General features: G+C 56.7%; 13 protein-coding genes. 4 read left to right on the forward strand and 9 right to left on the reverse strand.

Annotated elements, in window-relative coordinates; genetic code table 11:
* The first annotated feature begins 180 nt into the window (after positions 1-180).
* The 3 genes from ABJI08_RS21585 to ABJI08_RS21595 are packed head-to-tail and all read left to right on the forward strand — an operon-like array spanning position 181 to position 1685.
* A complete protein-coding gene (locus ABJI08_RS21585; protein WP_348403914.1) occupies positions 181-843 on the forward strand; it encodes a DNA-3-methyladenine glycosylase I in 663 nt (220 codons plus the stop codon).
* 29 nt (positions 844-872) lie between these two features.
* Positions 873-1439, forward strand: coding sequence for an alpha/beta fold hydrolase (locus ABJI08_RS21590; protein WP_348403915.1), 567 nt, complete (start codon positions 873-875; stop codon positions 1437-1439).
* A 51-nt stretch (positions 1440-1490) separates the two neighbouring features.
* Complete coding sequence (locus ABJI08_RS21595) at positions 1491-1685, forward strand: hypothetical protein (protein WP_348403916.1); 195 nt, start codon at positions 1491-1493, stop codon at positions 1683-1685.
* 101 nt (positions 1686-1786) lie between these two features.
* On the opposite strand, the gene guaD is transcribed toward ABJI08_RS21595, so the two are convergent.
* The 5 genes from guaD to xdhA all read right to left on the reverse strand — a co-directional run bounded on the left by guaD (position 1787) and on the right by xdhA (position 9420).
* Positions 1787-3091, reverse strand: a complete 1305-nt coding sequence (guaD, locus tag ABJI08_RS21600; protein WP_348403917.1) for a guanine deaminase — start codon at positions 3089-3091, stop codon at positions 1787-1789.
* Positions 3092-3149: 58 nt separating this feature from the next.
* On the reverse strand, positions 3150-4727 hold the full coding sequence (locus tag ABJI08_RS21605) for a xanthine/uracil/vitamin C permease (RefSeq protein ID WP_348403918.1): 1578 nt from the start codon (positions 4725-4727) through the stop codon (positions 3150-3152).
* A 90-nt stretch (positions 4728-4817) separates the two neighbouring features.
* Complete coding sequence (gene xdhC / locus ABJI08_RS21610) at positions 4818-5648, reverse strand: xanthine dehydrogenase accessory protein XdhC (protein WP_348403919.1); 831 nt, start codon at positions 5646-5648, stop codon at positions 4818-4820.
* Positions 5648-7957, reverse strand: coding sequence for a xanthine dehydrogenase molybdopterin binding subunit (xdhB, locus tag ABJI08_RS21615; protein ID WP_348403920.1), 2310 nt, complete (start codon positions 7955-7957; stop codon positions 5648-5650). The genes xdhC and xdhB overlap by 1 nt, the downstream gene beginning before the upstream one ends.
* Positions 7958-7968: 11 nt before the next feature.
* Positions 7969-9420, reverse strand: coding sequence for a xanthine dehydrogenase small subunit (gene xdhA, locus ABJI08_RS21620; RefSeq protein WP_348403921.1), 1452 nt, complete (start codon positions 9418-9420; stop codon positions 7969-7971).
* Between the two features lie 180 nt (positions 9421-9600).
* Here xdhA and ABJI08_RS21625 point away from each other — a divergent pair, with 180 nt between their 5' ends.
* A complete protein-coding gene (locus ABJI08_RS21625) occupies positions 9601-10515 on the forward strand; it encodes a LysR family transcriptional regulator (RefSeq protein ID WP_348403922.1) in 915 nt (304 codons plus the stop codon).
* An 8-nt stretch (positions 10516-10523) separates the two neighbouring features.
* Here ABJI08_RS21625 and ABJI08_RS21630 read toward each other — a convergent pair whose 3' ends face one another.
* The 4 genes from ABJI08_RS21630 to ABJI08_RS21645 form a co-directional block, all read right to left on the reverse strand.
* Entirely contained in the window at positions 10524-11519 is a 996-nt protein-coding gene (locus ABJI08_RS21630; protein ID WP_348403923.1) for a diguanylate cyclase, read from the reverse strand.
* Between the two features lie 13 nt (positions 11520-11532).
* Positions 11533-12120 (reverse strand): heme NO-binding domain-containing protein, encoded by a 588-nt coding sequence (locus ABJI08_RS21635; protein WP_348403924.1) that lies wholly within the window; start codon positions 12118-12120, stop codon positions 11533-11535.
* A gap of 62 nt (positions 12121-12182) precedes the next feature.
* Positions 12183-13928, reverse strand: a complete 1746-nt coding sequence (locus ABJI08_RS21640; RefSeq protein ID WP_348403925.1) for a hypothetical protein — start codon at positions 13926-13928, stop codon at positions 12183-12185.
* Positions 13929-14047: 119 nt separating this feature from the next.
* Positions 14048-15610 carry a trimethylamine methyltransferase family protein gene (locus ABJI08_RS21645; protein WP_348403926.1) on the reverse strand — a complete coding sequence of 521 codons (1563 nt, stop codon included), beginning with the start codon at positions 15608-15610 and terminating at the stop codon, positions 14048-14050.
* Positions 15611-15730 lie beyond the last annotated feature (120 nt).

Consider the following 15730-nt stretch of genomic DNA (forward strand, 5'->3'; position numbering starts at 1 on the left):
TTCTGACGTCGTCGACCGGGTACTCAAATTTCCCAAATCACAAATTGCCCCAAACACGTCTTTTCATCGCGACCGCATCTTCATTTTGCCAAAAATACTCGCGCCGCAGGCACCCCGCCCTTTCCCCGATCCGCGCCACATGCCACTCTGGTCTCTCCTCAGTCACAAGAAGACCTGACAATGCACAGCTTTGACGACATCTATGCCATTGCCGCCGACCGCAAAGGCGGCGCTTCCGCGCTGGAAACCCTGCTTGGCGACCCTGTCGCGCCAGATGCGCTTGCCAAGATCCCAGAGGATCGCTGGCTCGCCCAACTAACCAAATGTGTGTTTCAGGCCGGCTTTAACTGGAAGGTCATTGAAACCAAATGGGACGGGTTCGAAACCGCGTTTCATGGCTTTGACATCGACCGATGCGCGTTTCTGCATGACGAAGATATGGACCATCTGATGTCTAACACTGCTATTGTGCGAAATGGGCCAAAAATCCGCACCGTGATAGACAATGCCCATTTCCTGCAATCGCTGCGCGAACAGGGCGGCGCTGGCACCGTGCTGGGCGGCTGGCCCTCCTCTGATTATATCGGACTTCTGGAGTTCATGAAAAAAGGTGGTTCGCGCATTGGCGGCAATACAGGCCAATACGCGATGCGGTTTTTGGGACGGGACAGCTTCATTCTTTCGCGCGACGTGGTCGCCCGTTTGATCGCCGAAGGCGTGATCGACAAACAACCCACCTCCAAGGGCGCTATGAAAAACGTACAGGCTGCCTTTAACACATGGATGGATCAAAGCGGTCGGGGCCTCACCCAGATCAGCCGCGTTTTGGCCATGAGCGTTTAAAGACAAGCGCGCGAACAGAAAGATTTCGAATGGCTGAACCCGCCACTCCAAAAGTTGACTTTCACGATACCGGTCAGGGTCCCGCGCTGCTTTTCGTGCCCGGCTCGTTCAGCACGTCAACCGCATGGCGTGGCATCCAGCAGCACCTCCCGTCAGGGTTTCGTTTTGTAGGCACCAGCCTGTGCGGCTATGGCGCCACCAATGAAACCCGAACCCATGGCGATCTGGATATGGACCACCAAACCCGGGTGATCGAAACTGTTGCCAGCCGAATAAACCAACCCGTGCACCTTGTTGGCCACTCCTTCGGTGGCACTGTCGCGCTCGCCACCGCGCTCTCTGGCAAGGTCGACATCCTCAGTATCTCAACTTTTGAGGCGAACCCTTTCAACATCATCGACACGCCCGAAAATGGCGCGTTGTTCCAAAATGCGAAACAGGTCGCTGATGCGTTCGAAAATGCGTATCACGCAAACGAACACAACGCCCCCGGACGTATTATTGACTACTGGGGCGGCGACGGGTCTTTCCTGTCGCTACCAGACCCGGTGCAAGACTATTGCCGGGCGACCGCGCACACCAACATTCTGGACTAGTACACCGCGTTCCGGTTTCTTGCGACCACAGAAGACTATGCCAGATTGACCATGCCCGTCATGTTGGTACGTGGCGAACACGCAAACCCGGTCATGAAAGAAATCACCAATGTGCTGGGTCATTGCTTGCCAAATTCACAAACCCATATTGTGGACAAGGCAAGCCATTTCCTGACCGCGACGCACTCCAAAGAATGCGCCGAGCTGTTGTCCACCTTCTTGTCCAAAGAATTTCCGCCGATCTGATCTACTGCGTCAAAGTTCAACCCACGCACAAAATCGGCACCGCCGGAATACCGACACGGTACTGACGCACAGCCGACGCGAATTTTCGACCGTTCAGCAAGCTAAGCATCATGCTTGTCGATCATCGGTTTCCCGGAGACATAAGTCTGAGCAATTGCCCGATCATCCCCCATCATCATCAGCACAAATAATTCCTGCGCAAGAGTCTCGACCCGCCCCATACGCAGCGCCATCGCAGGTGTCGCGCGTGCGTCCAGCACAATCACATCCGCCTCGCTGCCCACGGCCAACGTTCCGATCTGATCTTCCAGCCCCAACGCCACCGCGTTGCCTCGCGTGATCCAGTGAAACGCTCGATAAGGATGCAGCGCTTGTCCTTGTAATTGAAGGATTTTGTAGCCTTCGTTCAACGTCTGTAGCATCGAATAGCTGGTGCCGGCACCAATATCCGTGGCGATCCCGTTCACAATCCCCTGCGCCCGCAGCCCCGCATCATCAAACAGGCCCGAGCCTAAAAACAAGTTAGACGTCGGGCAAAACACCGGATGCGCGCCCGTCTCGGTCAGGGCCGCGATCTCACGCGCCTCCAAATGAATGGAGTGCCCTAACAGCATTCGTTCATTGAGCAGCCCAAACCCTTGATAAACATCCATATAATCTCGTGCCTGCGGATAGAGATCCAGCGTATAGGCGATCTCATCCCTGTTCTCGCTCAGATGCGTCTGAACATAACAATCGGGATGCTCCGCCACCAAAGCCCCGGCCAAATTAAGCTGTTCAGGCGTCGACGTGATGGCAAAGCGTGGCGTCACCGCATACATCGCACGCCCCCGCCCATGCCATTTGTTGATCAGCGATTTGGTGTCATCATATCCCGATTGCGGCGTGTCCCTCAGCCCGTCCGGCGCATTGCGATCCATCATCACCTTGCCACCAATCATCCGCATGTCACGGCGCGCGGCCTCAGTAAAGTAAGCCTCTGCCGAGCCTTTGTGTACGCTGCAATAGGCAACGGCACTGGTGGTGCCATGCGCGATCAGCTGGTCAAAAAACGCAGTCGCCATCGCCTCGGCATGCATGTCATCCGCAAATCGGGTCTCTTCCGGAAAGGTGTAATTATTCAACCAATCCAACAGCTGCGCCCCCCAGCTGGCAATCACTTGCACCTGCGGGAAATGAAGATGCGTATCGATAAACCCCGCCAACAACAGGTTGGGCCGGTGATCCACAACCGTCACATCATCCGCCAGTGAACCCGCCTGCGCAAAATCACCCATTCCGGTAATCTTACCGTCCTGCATCACCAGATAGCCGTCTTCTTGGTAGGCAAAAGAGTCCGTGTCATCAGGCCCTTGCGGCTCTCTGTGAAAGCTCAGAACCCGTCCGCGCAGCAATGTCTTTTTCATTTCGTCAACTCTCGTTCAAAAGCGTTCGGGCCACTGATCAGCAGCCCGAACGTTCTGTTTACTCTGCCGGGTTTACATCAGGTTCTTTGACAACCAAATTTTGGTTTTCTTCGGCTTTATGAAAAATTGGATAGATCAGCAGGAACCCTGCAGCGATCAGATAGCCAACTGTCACGCCCGACAATTCTGGCCAATGCAGGCTCGCTGAATGCACGATACCAATCGCCGACATCGCAGCCCCTGCCAGGGCAAAGCCACCCGCATTTCGGAACCGCCCGTCGATCACGCTGGCCACAATTGCACCCCAGACAAGACCGGTGATGATAGCGCCCTGTGACAGGGCCAGATGACCGCTGAAATGCGCGCCCTGTTGCAACAACGCTGCCGTCAAAGCCTCGTCTCCGAGGCGTGGCAATCCCTCGACACCCGTCGCGCCAAGCGCGTTCAACAAAGAGCCCCATTTGACCATCAGGAACGCCGAAACATGCGGCATCATCGCGATAGTGACGGCAGCCATATGTTCGGTTTTCACCGAATGCGCAGTGTTGGTGATCAGCGACAACGCCACGAAGACCAGCACTGGTGCTGCCGCCGCAACCGGGATCAGATTGTTTAGAAACGCCAGCAATCCAAAGAACGCCGCCGCAGGAATAACCACACCCACAGCAATCAGATACCCCGCATGCGCGCCCATACGTTTATAGGCTGGATGCCCGATATAAGCCGTGGTCGGAAACGGTGACCCAAAAACCGCGCCAACCATCGTGCCAAGCCCGTCTGTCACCTGACACAGCCCAACGGGATAGTGATCCCCCGCCGCCTCGGCGCTTTCTACATTGTTCATTGTCTCAATGAAATTATAGATTTGCACCGGGATCAGAACCAGAAAAAGCTCTGGATTTGCAAAAAGATGCTGAATACCAGCCACCAGATCACCAATATAGGGCAGCGGCAGATACAACGCCACACCCTCGATGCTGACCGACGCTTTGCCGGAAATCAGCGCGACAACCGTACCGACAATCAACGCCAGCAGACCCGCCGGAATGTTGAATGGCAACCGGAACCGGCCCACCAACCCCCAAAGAATAATGATCAACGACGCGAAACCGATATAGGGATCTTCAAAGATCGTGGCCAAAGGCACCGTGCCAATGAATACCAAGGCAATCCCACACAACGTGCCCAACATGCCCGCGCGCGGTGTCACCCGTTTTAGAAACGGACCGATCAGGGCGCCAAATGCGGCCACAATACCGCCCATAAACCCAGCGCCAATGCCCACTTGCCATGCCAGCAGCGGATCGTTGGTGGACCAGTAAATCGGGCCAATCACGCCAAACAGGTACACGAACATGACCGGTGTCGAAATCCCATACGGCAACGCAGTGACATCGCGCCCCTCTTTTTCGGCGGTGCGCTTGGCCAGCCATGTGTAAACGGTGATACCGGCCAGAATGGCCACGGCGGCACCCGGCACAATGCGGCCGAAAACAATCTCGACCGGCATGCCAAACACAAACTGGCAGACCCCCGCCAGCACCATCAGGTTGATCAGGTTATCTGTAAAAAGCGCCCAGAAGGCACTGAAATCGCTGCGTGAAAACAGCTTATAGGTATAGCTGGTCCCGTTCATAAACGGTTCTCCTCTGTTTTGACCACACAGCTCTTGTTTCTCCTCAAACAAGGGGTGAGTGACCAGTTCCAATCTCCCTCAAGCCGTAGCTCAGGGCGTGGCCCTTTCGGGCGATTGTGCGGCAGGTTCAGAGGTCAGCGCCGCGATCACTTCGGCCACCACAGCCGCTGCAATCACGGGCGGCCGCTTGTCGCGGCTACCGCTTGCCCCAATGGGGCAATTTAATGCGTCGGTGGTTAACCCGCCGCATTCCTTGCGTGCAAAGCTGTTGAACTTCGCACGTTTTGTGGCCGAGCCGATCATACCGACCCAGGCCGTATCTTTTCGTTCAAGTGCTTCTGCGCTCAGAAGAAAGTCCAGGGCGTGATCATGTGTCAGCACGATAAACGCGCTTTTGGCCGGTGCAGACCGCACCTCTGCCTCGGGCAACGCGCTTAACCGTTTTTCGACCTGTGCATGGCTCAAAGCCAGCTCATCCGCCCGGTTGTCGACCAGCACACACCGCACCGGCAAATGCTGAAACAAATCCGCCAAAGCCCGACCAACATGCCCGGCGCCAAATACATAAACATGAGGCAGCGCCGCCTCGTCGGCCACGACCCGCGCAATCGCAGCGTCACAGGCTGCCTGATCCATCAATGTCAGAGACACCTCAACACGCCCACCGCAACACTGACCAATCTCTGGCCCCAACGGAACATCCATTACTCCGCTCAAAACGCTGTTTATCAACAGTTTTCGGGCCTCGTCCAGCGCCATATATTCCAGCTGTCCGCCGCCAATAGTTCCCAACACTTCAGCGGCCGAAACAAACATTTCGGCGCCTTCTTCGCGCGGGGATGATCCGCGCACACGGGTCAGTTCGACCCGCATAACCGCCGGTTCGCGCCTCAGAAACGATATGAGCGTTTCGGGTCTCATCAGCCGCTCAAGCCTTCAATGGCCATCAACACACATTCCGGTGTCGCGGGGGCATCCAGACGCGGACATTCGGCATAATCATTGACCGACGCCACCGCCATGCCCAGCGCCTCGAACACGCAGATCGGCAACATAAAGGGTGGCTCTCCTACCGCTTTGGAGCGTTTGATGGTCAGCTCCCGGTTTTCCGACCAATCCGCCAGCCTTACGTTAAATTCACGCGGCACATCGCTGGCCAGCGGTATTTTATAGGTGCTCGGCGCATGGGTACGCAGCCGACCGGCATCGTCCCACCCCAGCTCTTCGGTGGTCAACCAACCCATGCCCTGCACAAACGCGCCTTCGACCTGACCTTTGTCCAGAATGGGGTTCAGAGATTTGCCAACATCATGCAGCACATCCACGCGATCCACGCTGTATTCGCCGGTCAACGTATCTACGCTGACCTCGGCCATCGCCGCGCCATAGGCATAGTAATAAAACGGGCGACCTTGTCCCTTTTCCCGGTCCCAGTGGATCTTGGGTGTTTTGTAAAATCCAGCGGCCCAAAGTTGCACCCGCGCCATATAGGCCTGTTTGATAAAGTCAGCAAAAGCAATCACTTCTGCGCCAACCTGCACCTGATTTGGCAGAAACTGAACCTCCTCCGGGGTCACATTCCATGCACCGGCGGCCCAGTCAACCAGCCGTGCCTTGATCTGATCACACGCATTCAGCGCGGCCATCCCGTTCAGGTCGGTACCGCTGGACGCCGCCGTTGCCGACGTGTTTGGCACCTTTTCCGTTGTGGTTTTGGTGATCTTGATGTTGTCGAAATCAATCTGAAACGCGTTGGCCACGACCTGCGCCACTTTGGTGTTCAACCCCTGACCCATTTCGGTTCCACCGTGGTTCAGCATGACCGACCCGTCATTATAGATATGCACCAATGACCCGGCCTGATTGTACCACGTCGCGGTAAAGCTGATGCCGAATTTCACAGGTGTCAGCGCAATGCCTTTGCGAATGATCCCGCCCTTGGCATTATGGGCCAAAACCGCCTTGCGCCGCGCCTGATACTGCCCCGTTTCCTCAAGCTCTTCGACCAGCCGGGGCATCACATTGTCTTCGACAGTCTGATGATACGGCGTCACATTGCGGTCAGTCTGGCCATAAAAATTGGACTTGCGCACCTCAAGCGGGTCTTTGCCCAGCTTATAGGCAATCTCTTCGATCATACGCTCTGCGGCAATCACACCTTGCGGCCCGCCAAATCCGCGAAACGCCGTGTTGGACACAGTGTTGGTTTTCATCGGACGGCTGGTCAGGCGCACATGCGGATAGTAATAGGCATTGTCCGCGTGAAACAGCGCCCGGTCCGTGACTGGACCAGACAGATCTGACGTCCAGCCGCAACGCGCGGCAAACTGCCCCTCGACCGCCTGAATTTGGCCGTCGTTGTCAAATGCCACATCATAATCAACGACAAAATCGTGCCGTTTGCCGGTGCTTTCCATATCCTGATCGCGATCAGGGCGGATTTTTACGGCACGATTCCATTTTTTGGCCGCCATCGCAGCCACGGCGCAAAACAGGTTCATCTGGCTTTCTTTGCCGCCAAATCCACCGCCCATACGACGCACATTCACCACCACTGCATTGGATGGCACGCCCAGAACATGGGCCACCATATGCTGAGCTTCGCTTGGGTGTTGGGTCGAGCAATGCACAATCACATCATCATCTTCGCCAGGCATCGCAAAGGCGATGTGCCCCTCAAGATACATGTGATCCTGCCCCCCGACACGCATCTGGCCCTTGATCCGGTGCTCTGCTTTTTGCCCTTCGGCCACATCACCACGCTCCAGCCTGAGCGGTTCTGTAACATGTGGATAGCCTGCGGCCATGGCGGCGGCTGCGTCGGTGACGTGGTCCAGCGTTTCATAATCCACCTCGGCCAGCTCAACCGCCCGACGCGCAATGTCACGGCTTTCGGCGACAACCGCGAACAGCGGCTGCCCCCAGAACTCCACGACATCTGTGGCAAATACCGGTTCATCATGACGCCCGGTCGGGCTGACATCATTCACGCCGGGAATATCATCCACTGTCAACACGCCAACAACGCCGTCGGCGGCCTTGACCTTGCTCAGGTCGATCGACTTGATCCGCCCGTGTGCCACAGATGAGGTGCCAAGATAGGCGTGTAACGTGCCAATCGGCTCAGCAATATCGTCACAATAATCTGCCGACCCGGTCACATGTTTGATCGCGCTGTCATGGCGCAGATCGGTATGGGCGTCGCCCTGAATGCTCACTGTCTGTTTCATGGCCCTACCCCTCATGCGCTCTTCAGGCGCGCATCTGCACCTGCTTGTTCCAGCCAAAACCGGCGAAACAGGTTTTGCGCCACCTTCATCCGGTAATCCGCCGTCGCACGCATATCGCTGAGCGGTGCAAAATCTTCGGGCAGTGCAGCGCCAGCCGCTAGAAAGGCCGCCTCTCCCCAAGGCTGCCCGACCAGCGCTGCCTCTGCCCCAGCAGCCCGTTTGGGCGTTGCCGCCATGCCGCCAAATGCGATCCGAGCCCCTGTAATCAAGCCGTTATCCACGGCGATGTTGAACCCAACCGCAACCGACGAAATATCCTCGTCCCGGCGTTTGGAAATCTTATAAGCTGCATGATGCCCGTCGCTGATGCGCGGCACCGAAATGCTTTCGACAAACTCCCCTTGGGTGCGATCCTGCCGCCCGTAAGCGACAAAGAATTCCTCCAGCGGAAGGTCACGTCTTATATTGCCTTTGCGCAAGGTGATCGAGGCACCCAACGCAATCAAAACCGGCGGCGTGTCACCAATGGGCGACCCATTGGCGATGTTGCCGCCAATGGTGCCCATATTGCGCACCTGCCAACCGGCGATCCGGTCCCAATACTCTGCCAGATATGGATAATGTTGCGCAATCACGTCCTGTGCCTCGGTATATGTCACACCGGCACCCATCGTGACGCAATCGTCGCTCACATTGATCGCTTTGAGTCCGTCCAGATGCCCGATAAAGACCGCAGGAGACAGACGGCGCAGGAATTTGGTGACCCACAAACCCACATCCGTACTTCCCGCAACAAGCGTTGCGTCTGGCTCATTGGCCAACACTTCCGCCAGATCATCAACATCCGCAGGCAAAATCGCGCGCGATCCGTCTTTGCTCACCTCAACCCGGCATCCGTCACGCGACGCCTTAAGCCGGGCAGTGATGCTGTCACGCTCAGCAGTCAAATGATCTGCGGTTGGTGCGCCCGTCTCGGACACCGCCAGAGCGGCGCGAATGATGGGGGCATATCCCGTGCAGCGGCACAGATTGCCCTGAATGGCCGTTTCAACCTGTTGCGCATTTGGCTGCGCGTTTTCCATCCACAACGCATAAAGTGACATGACAAAGCCAGGCGTACAAAAGCCGCACTGGCTGCCGTGATGTTCAACCATCGCCTGTTGCACCGGGTTCAATCGACCGTCCGCGCCCTGCAAATATTCGATTGTCACAACGTGGCACCCGTCCAGCGAGGCCAGAAAACGGATGCAGGCGTTCACTGCCTCGTATTTCAAACCAGCCGCGGTCAACCGTCCGACCAAGACGGTGCACGCCCCGCAATCGCCCTCGGCGCAGCCTTCTTTGGTGCCGGTCAGGCGTTGATCAATCCGAAGGAAGTCCAGCAGGGTATCATCTGCCCCCACATCGCTGATCGCGACGTTCCGGCCGTTCAGAAGAAACCGTATCTGATTGCGAATTTGCATGCTGCCCTCTCTGACGTTGAATGGTGCCTTGACCACAAATTACATCATAGGGGGCAGATCGCCTTCAATGAAATGAGGGTTTTCGCTAATCTATTTCAACGAATTGTTGAAAATACCGCCAAACAAAAGGAAGTATGATACAACTGGACGCGGCCTGAGAACCGTCAGCGGAGAGCACAGATGCCCTATTTGGAAAGCCTCAAGGTTTTTGTTCGCGTGGTTGAACTTGGCTCAATCACGTCCGGCGGGCGCGACATGCGTCTGACGCCGGCGGTGGCCTCAAACCGTGTAAAAGAACTGGAACAACGTCTGGGCGTGCGCCTGTTTAACCGCACCACGCGCAATCTGTCGCCCACCGAAGTGGGCAAGGTTTTCTACGATCACGCGCGCAAAGTCATCGAAACGCTGGAAGAGGCCGAAGCCGTTGTCGCCGGGTTCTCTGACACGCCGCGTGGCACCATCCGGGTCACCGCGCCGCTTGGCATCGGACGCCGCATCATTGCGCCTTTGATCCCACAATTCACAGAAAAACACCCCATGGTCGACATTCGTCTGCGTCTTTCTGATCGCAAGGTTGATCTGTTCGAAGACGGTCTGGATGTGGCCTTTGTGCTTGGGGAACTCAAGGATTCAAACCTCAAACTACGCAAAATTGCCGATTGCCAGCGGGTCCTGGTCGCGTCCCCGGATTACTTAAAGCGCGCCGGAATTCCGCAAAGCCCCGAGGATCTGATGCGGGATCACAATTGCCTGTTGCTGCGGTTTCCACGCTCGCCCGAATACTTCTGGACGCTGCAAACCCCAAACGGATTGCGCAAAATCGAGGCGAAAGGCCGGTTTGACGCCGATGACGGGGACGTGCTGACGCAATGGGCGCTGGATGGATCGGGCATTGCCAACAAGCCACGCTTTGACGTAGCGCGCTATCTGACGGCAGGCGAGCTGGTCGAAATCCTGCCCGCCACACCGCCGCTGCCCGCCAGTTTCGGCTGCCTTTATCCGCATCGGAAATTTCAGGATCCCAAGATCCGGCTGTTTGTAGATTTCATGACATCGCAAGGACGCAAGCATCTGGAGCAGATCGCCACACAATGATCTGCTTTTCAGGGATGGGTTGCGCCCCCTTCCCGCAGTTTGGGCGAAAAGATTGTAAACGTCGCGCGCCCCTGATGTTTTGAGGCATAAAGTGCTGTGTCCGCATCCGCCAAAAGCTGATCAACATCAGCTTCGCCCGTTCCCTGATACAGCGAAATCCCGATGCTGGCTGATACGTTGCAGAATTCATCCTTGAACGGCAGTGGCTTTTCGATTTCCGAGATTATACGGCGAGCGATCCGGCCCAATGTTTCCGGATTGGTGATGCGCTGAAAAACCATCACAAATTCGTCCCCGCCAACGCGCGCAACGCAATCGTCATCCCGGCTGGATTCGACCAGGACCCGCGCGACCCGCTGCAATACCTGATCCCCGGCGGCATGTCCCATCGTGTCATTCACCGCTTTAAAGAAATCCAGATCGATCTGCATCAACCCAAACGGCGCCTGTTCGCGCAGCATCCGTGGCAGAATATGTTCCAGCGCACGACGGTTCTTGAGCCCGGTCAGAGTGTCGGTGAACGCTTGCTCCTCGGCCGCAATCATTGCGCCCTGCAACCGCTGATTTAACTTGCGCGACGCTTCCATTGCCGCCGACTTTGCCTCAACCAGATAGAGCATTTCTACGGTCAGGTCGGTCGCCGCAAAATCCGCCGAGGTCAGCGCATAATCCCGCACCGCATCAATGATCGAGATGCCAAAGGACAGGTTCACCACCGCTCCGCCATTGTCCGGCAACGGCACCAGAATGGCTTTCAGTCCGGTTTGGTTTTCGCTGCGTGTCCGCAGATGCAGCTTTACACCTGCGACGGCCAAAAGCTGTTTCATATTTGTAACCGAGCGCGGGCGGCACAATTCAAACACTTCCAGAAACCGCATATCCTTTAGATCGGCACATTCGGTCAGCTTTTCCACTGTTGGCCCGGCATGAGTTATATGCCCAGTGTCATCCAACACGACGTGCATCGGACATAAGACATCCAAAATGGTGGTCAGTTGCTGCATGCACGGCATCGGCTTATCCGGCCCTTGCGCCAAGTTCAAAGCTACGACCCTGCGCAAAAGCGGTCTCGATCAACGTGATTTCGATGATTTCGCGCTGATCCCCACCGCCCTGAAATTCCAGAAACACCAGCGCCCCGTAATCATCCGCAAGTGTGCGCAACACGCCCATCATGACATGCCCAAACCCCGGTTGCGCATGGCGGCAGGTCAGGCTGAACCGATGCAAAGTATGTTCGCGCAGTTCAAGTTGCGGCAACCGAAGATCATCCACTGCCAACCGTGCCCGATCCGGCAGGTCATCCAGCGAATGCAGAAACTCGACAAACGTGACCCCGCCAAACCGCAATAATCGCCGCAACGCTTCGACATTTGGATGAGAAACCAGATAGGTTCCGATATCTTCCAAAACAGTTTCTGGCGGGGCTCCGATGGTTTGCGCGGCTGCCTGGATCAGCTGATTGGTTACTTGATCTTCATAATGCAGCATCGCCTCAAACTCGGTGAGTTCCAGCCCGGCAAGTCTCGTAACTTCAAGCCATCGGTCCTGCCCATAGCTATCCTGGACAAAACATTGAATCGCTCTGTTGATCAGCCCGTGCATGACCTTCCCCTTGTGATTGGGATCAGTATGGACAGACGGACCTTAAAAAAATCCCAACAAATTCAATTCGACGGAGACAGCTCAAAATCGCCAATCCACAGCGATTTTCGGCTACTTGGGGCCAAACGATAGTTTCCCTGAACAATCTCGCGCACCTGATCACGGGTAACGACCCCTGCGCCGTACCCACCCAGATAGGACCCAAGCTGCAAATTGCCGTCTTCGACCCACACGCTCATCGCGTCAAACGCCCCGTCACGCCCCGGCAAAAGCAACACGCCCTCCAGACCAGCCTGCGCAGAATCAAAGTCATCCAGAACCATCACACATCCCGGATTGCTCTGACGGCGACACAGCGCCAACCACTCGTTCACCCGGTAATCAGGAACGCCATCCATCATATCCGCCCGCAATGCCGCTTCATCCGGGAAGACCCTTATCAGGTTGCGCAACGCCGAACTTTGCCCCAAAGCCACCGCCTCGGCCGTGGCAAACTGATACCGGTTGTCTGCACGTTTGGCTGCCGCAATTGCTTGCTTTAATGCGCCATCCCCATCCGGCGCCTGCGCCGCCAGATGTTCCAGTGCTGCCTGCCCCGGACGCCCCCAGGCATGCGCAAGCTCCCACAGGGGCGCGCTTTCAAGGTCGGATTCGCCTTTCAGAAACCGGTTGACCTGGCTCGTCGATGAAATCGCCTCGATATTCAGGATTGGCGTCATCCAGAGCGCGCTGATCAGCAGAATGCCACCCGCGACGCGGATATTGGCCTGACGAATACGTTCCATCCATTCACCGCGAAACACCACAGACCCGGCATAGGCCAACGCATAAAGCCCGACAAAACCCGCAATGGTTGCCGCCGACAGACGCGCCGGGGTCCAGCCATATTGCTGCACGCGCAGCCAAACCGCATAGCCTGCCAACGCCCCAAGCACCGGCAACAGCAGGGCCAGCATCGCCGACGCCGCGCGCATCCAGCCAAAATGGACCGCATCATCATCCTGTTTGCCCAACGCCACGCTGACCAAAGCGATCATCCCAATGGCAACGGCCAAAAGCGTGGCCGCCGGGCTGAGGTCTCCAAACAGTTCGTTAGACCCACGAAGTACAACTGCAATCACAAAGATCGTCACGACAACCAGCATCACCGGCACGAGTAAGCGCAACAGGCGCAACAACAGGTACGGTGACACATAATCGCGCATCTCATAGACCACAGACAGGCCCAGACCCAATGTGAACCCGCTCAGCACATAAGGCACCAGCCCGATGTCCAGGAGGTTTTCAATCAACGGCACGCCAACAATCTGCAAAAGCGCATCAGACAGAAAAACAACCGCCCAAAACACGCCAACAAACAGCCACGCCGCGCTGTAGCGAACCACGATGCCCCAAGACATATCAAACAGACGGACATAGCTGCGCGTGTCCTGAGGGTTCGCCAACCAGACCGCCAAGAATGGCGTGCCCACAAACAGAAAAACGCCCCACGCAAAGATCAGATGCCCGGCGCTGAAAAACGCTTCCAGGCTGTCAAACCGCAGACTGCTCCACCCCACAAGCAACGCGGCAAAAATCGCCAACAGCGCGGCGGCAGTGGCCGAGCGCAAAGACGTCGCCGGGCCGCACAGTGCCAGCAGGATGGTGAAAAAACCTGCTACAGCGCTGGCCACTGTCAAAAACAGGTGCGGATTTGTCAGAATGTCCTGAGCCTTTTCGACCAGACCCCACAAGGCCAACCCGGCCAGTGCACCGATCAAAGCCATTTCGGCCCGACTTACAAGGGTACGACGATCACTTGCCCGCATGACATTCTCCTGCAAAATCGGTTCAGTTTAGGCCGGTTTTGCGTTCAGGAACAATGCGGTATTCATGCGCGCCGTGTAGAGCGACATGTGGGGCACCACGTTGCGCCCTGTGGAACCGGTTAAAAATCCGTCGGCGCGCCACCTTCTTCCTTGCGTCGCGCCACAAAGGCGACCAGCTCTTCGCGGATGGCCGGGTCCATGGGCGGCGCTTCAAAGTCGGCCAGTATTTCTTTGTAAATGTGGTGCGCGCGCTCTGGTGTCCACACGGCCCCCGCAGCCTCCCACGCCTCAAAGTTGCGCCAATCCGAAGCAAAAGGCTGATAAAATGCGGTGGAATAGCGATCCTGCGTGTGTTGAATCCCAAAGAAATGCCCGGCGCTGCCCACATCTTTGATGGCATCAATGGCAATTTCATCGGGCCCGGTCGCGCACAATTCGGGCTCCATATAGCGTTGGATCATCTGCAACACTTCGCAATCCATCACAAATTTCTCGGGACTGGCGATCAGCCCACCTTCCAGCCAGCCGGCGGCGTGATAGACCATGTGCGCCCCGGACTGCACGGCTGACCACAGCGAATTGGACGTTTCCCACATCGCCTGCCCGTCAGGCACATTGGCCGCACAAACGCCGCTGGCGCGCATTGGCAGACCATAAAAACGAGCCATTTGCCCGGTCATCTGAGTGGCACGCATGTATTCAGGCGTGCCAAAAGCGGGCGCGCCGGATTTCATATCAACGTTACTGGTAAAGGTGCCGATCGCACAGGCTGCCCCCGGGCGGATATATTGCGCCAGTGCCACCGCACACAACCCTTCGGCCAGCGACTGGGCCACCGCCCCCGCCATCGTAACCGGGGCCATCGCCCCGGCAAGGGTGAACGGAGTCACAACCAGCCCCTGATTGCGCCGCGCCATGCGCATCCAGCCATCCATCATCGGCTCGTCATGTTTCAGCGGCGATGTGGAGTTGATGTTGGTATACAATTTCGGGCTGGCTTCAAACTCTTCATCGCTCCACCCGCCAGAGATGCGGACCATCTCCATGGCATCTTCGACCCGCTCTTTGCCTAACGAATAGGTATGCGCCACCTTGTCCGTCAGGGTCAGCTTGTCAAAAAGCACATCCAGATGACGCACGCTGGCATGAATGTCCTGTGGTTCAACGGGATAGCCGCCGACAAAATGGATGCAGTTGAAATATTGGCTGAGCTTCAACAAATTGGCGCACATTTCCCGCGTGCCCGGCACTTTGCGCCCCAGTTCCATATCCCAATAGTTAGGCGGCGAACTGACATTGCCAAACAGGATATGGTTCTCGCCCAAAGTGATCTGGTGATCGGGATTGCGCGGGGTCAGTGTCCAGTTGGATGGCGCTTTGCTGAGCATTTCGCCGATGAAATCACGCCCAAAACGGATATTATCACCGTCGACAATGCAGCCCGCTTGTTTCAGGAGGTCGCGCGCCTCCTTGTTGTAGAACTCAATACCAATCTCTTCGAGAATGCGCATCGCGCCTTCATGTACGCGCTGAACCCCCTCTTCGCTGAGCGGTTCAGTAGGGCGATCCAGATTGACAGGCAAGCGCCAGGACATTTGTTCGATGGCGCCCGCTTTACCTCGCCGCGCCGCGTTGCCCGCACGTCCGCCGCTTCGCTTTCTGCGTTTTCCATCCTGAGCCATACGCCACTCCCTGTCCCGCTGTTGATCTCAGAAGACCGCAAGCACCGGGCGATATCTGCGCATTTACGACGCTTCTGGTCGTTTTGGCCACATGCACCGCACGCGAACCGGGGCGCTCCC

Origin of the sequence: Shimia sp., assembly GCF_039969785.1 — a bacterium.
Classification (GTDB): domain Bacteria; phylum Pseudomonadota; class Alphaproteobacteria; order Rhodobacterales; family Rhodobacteraceae; genus Shimia.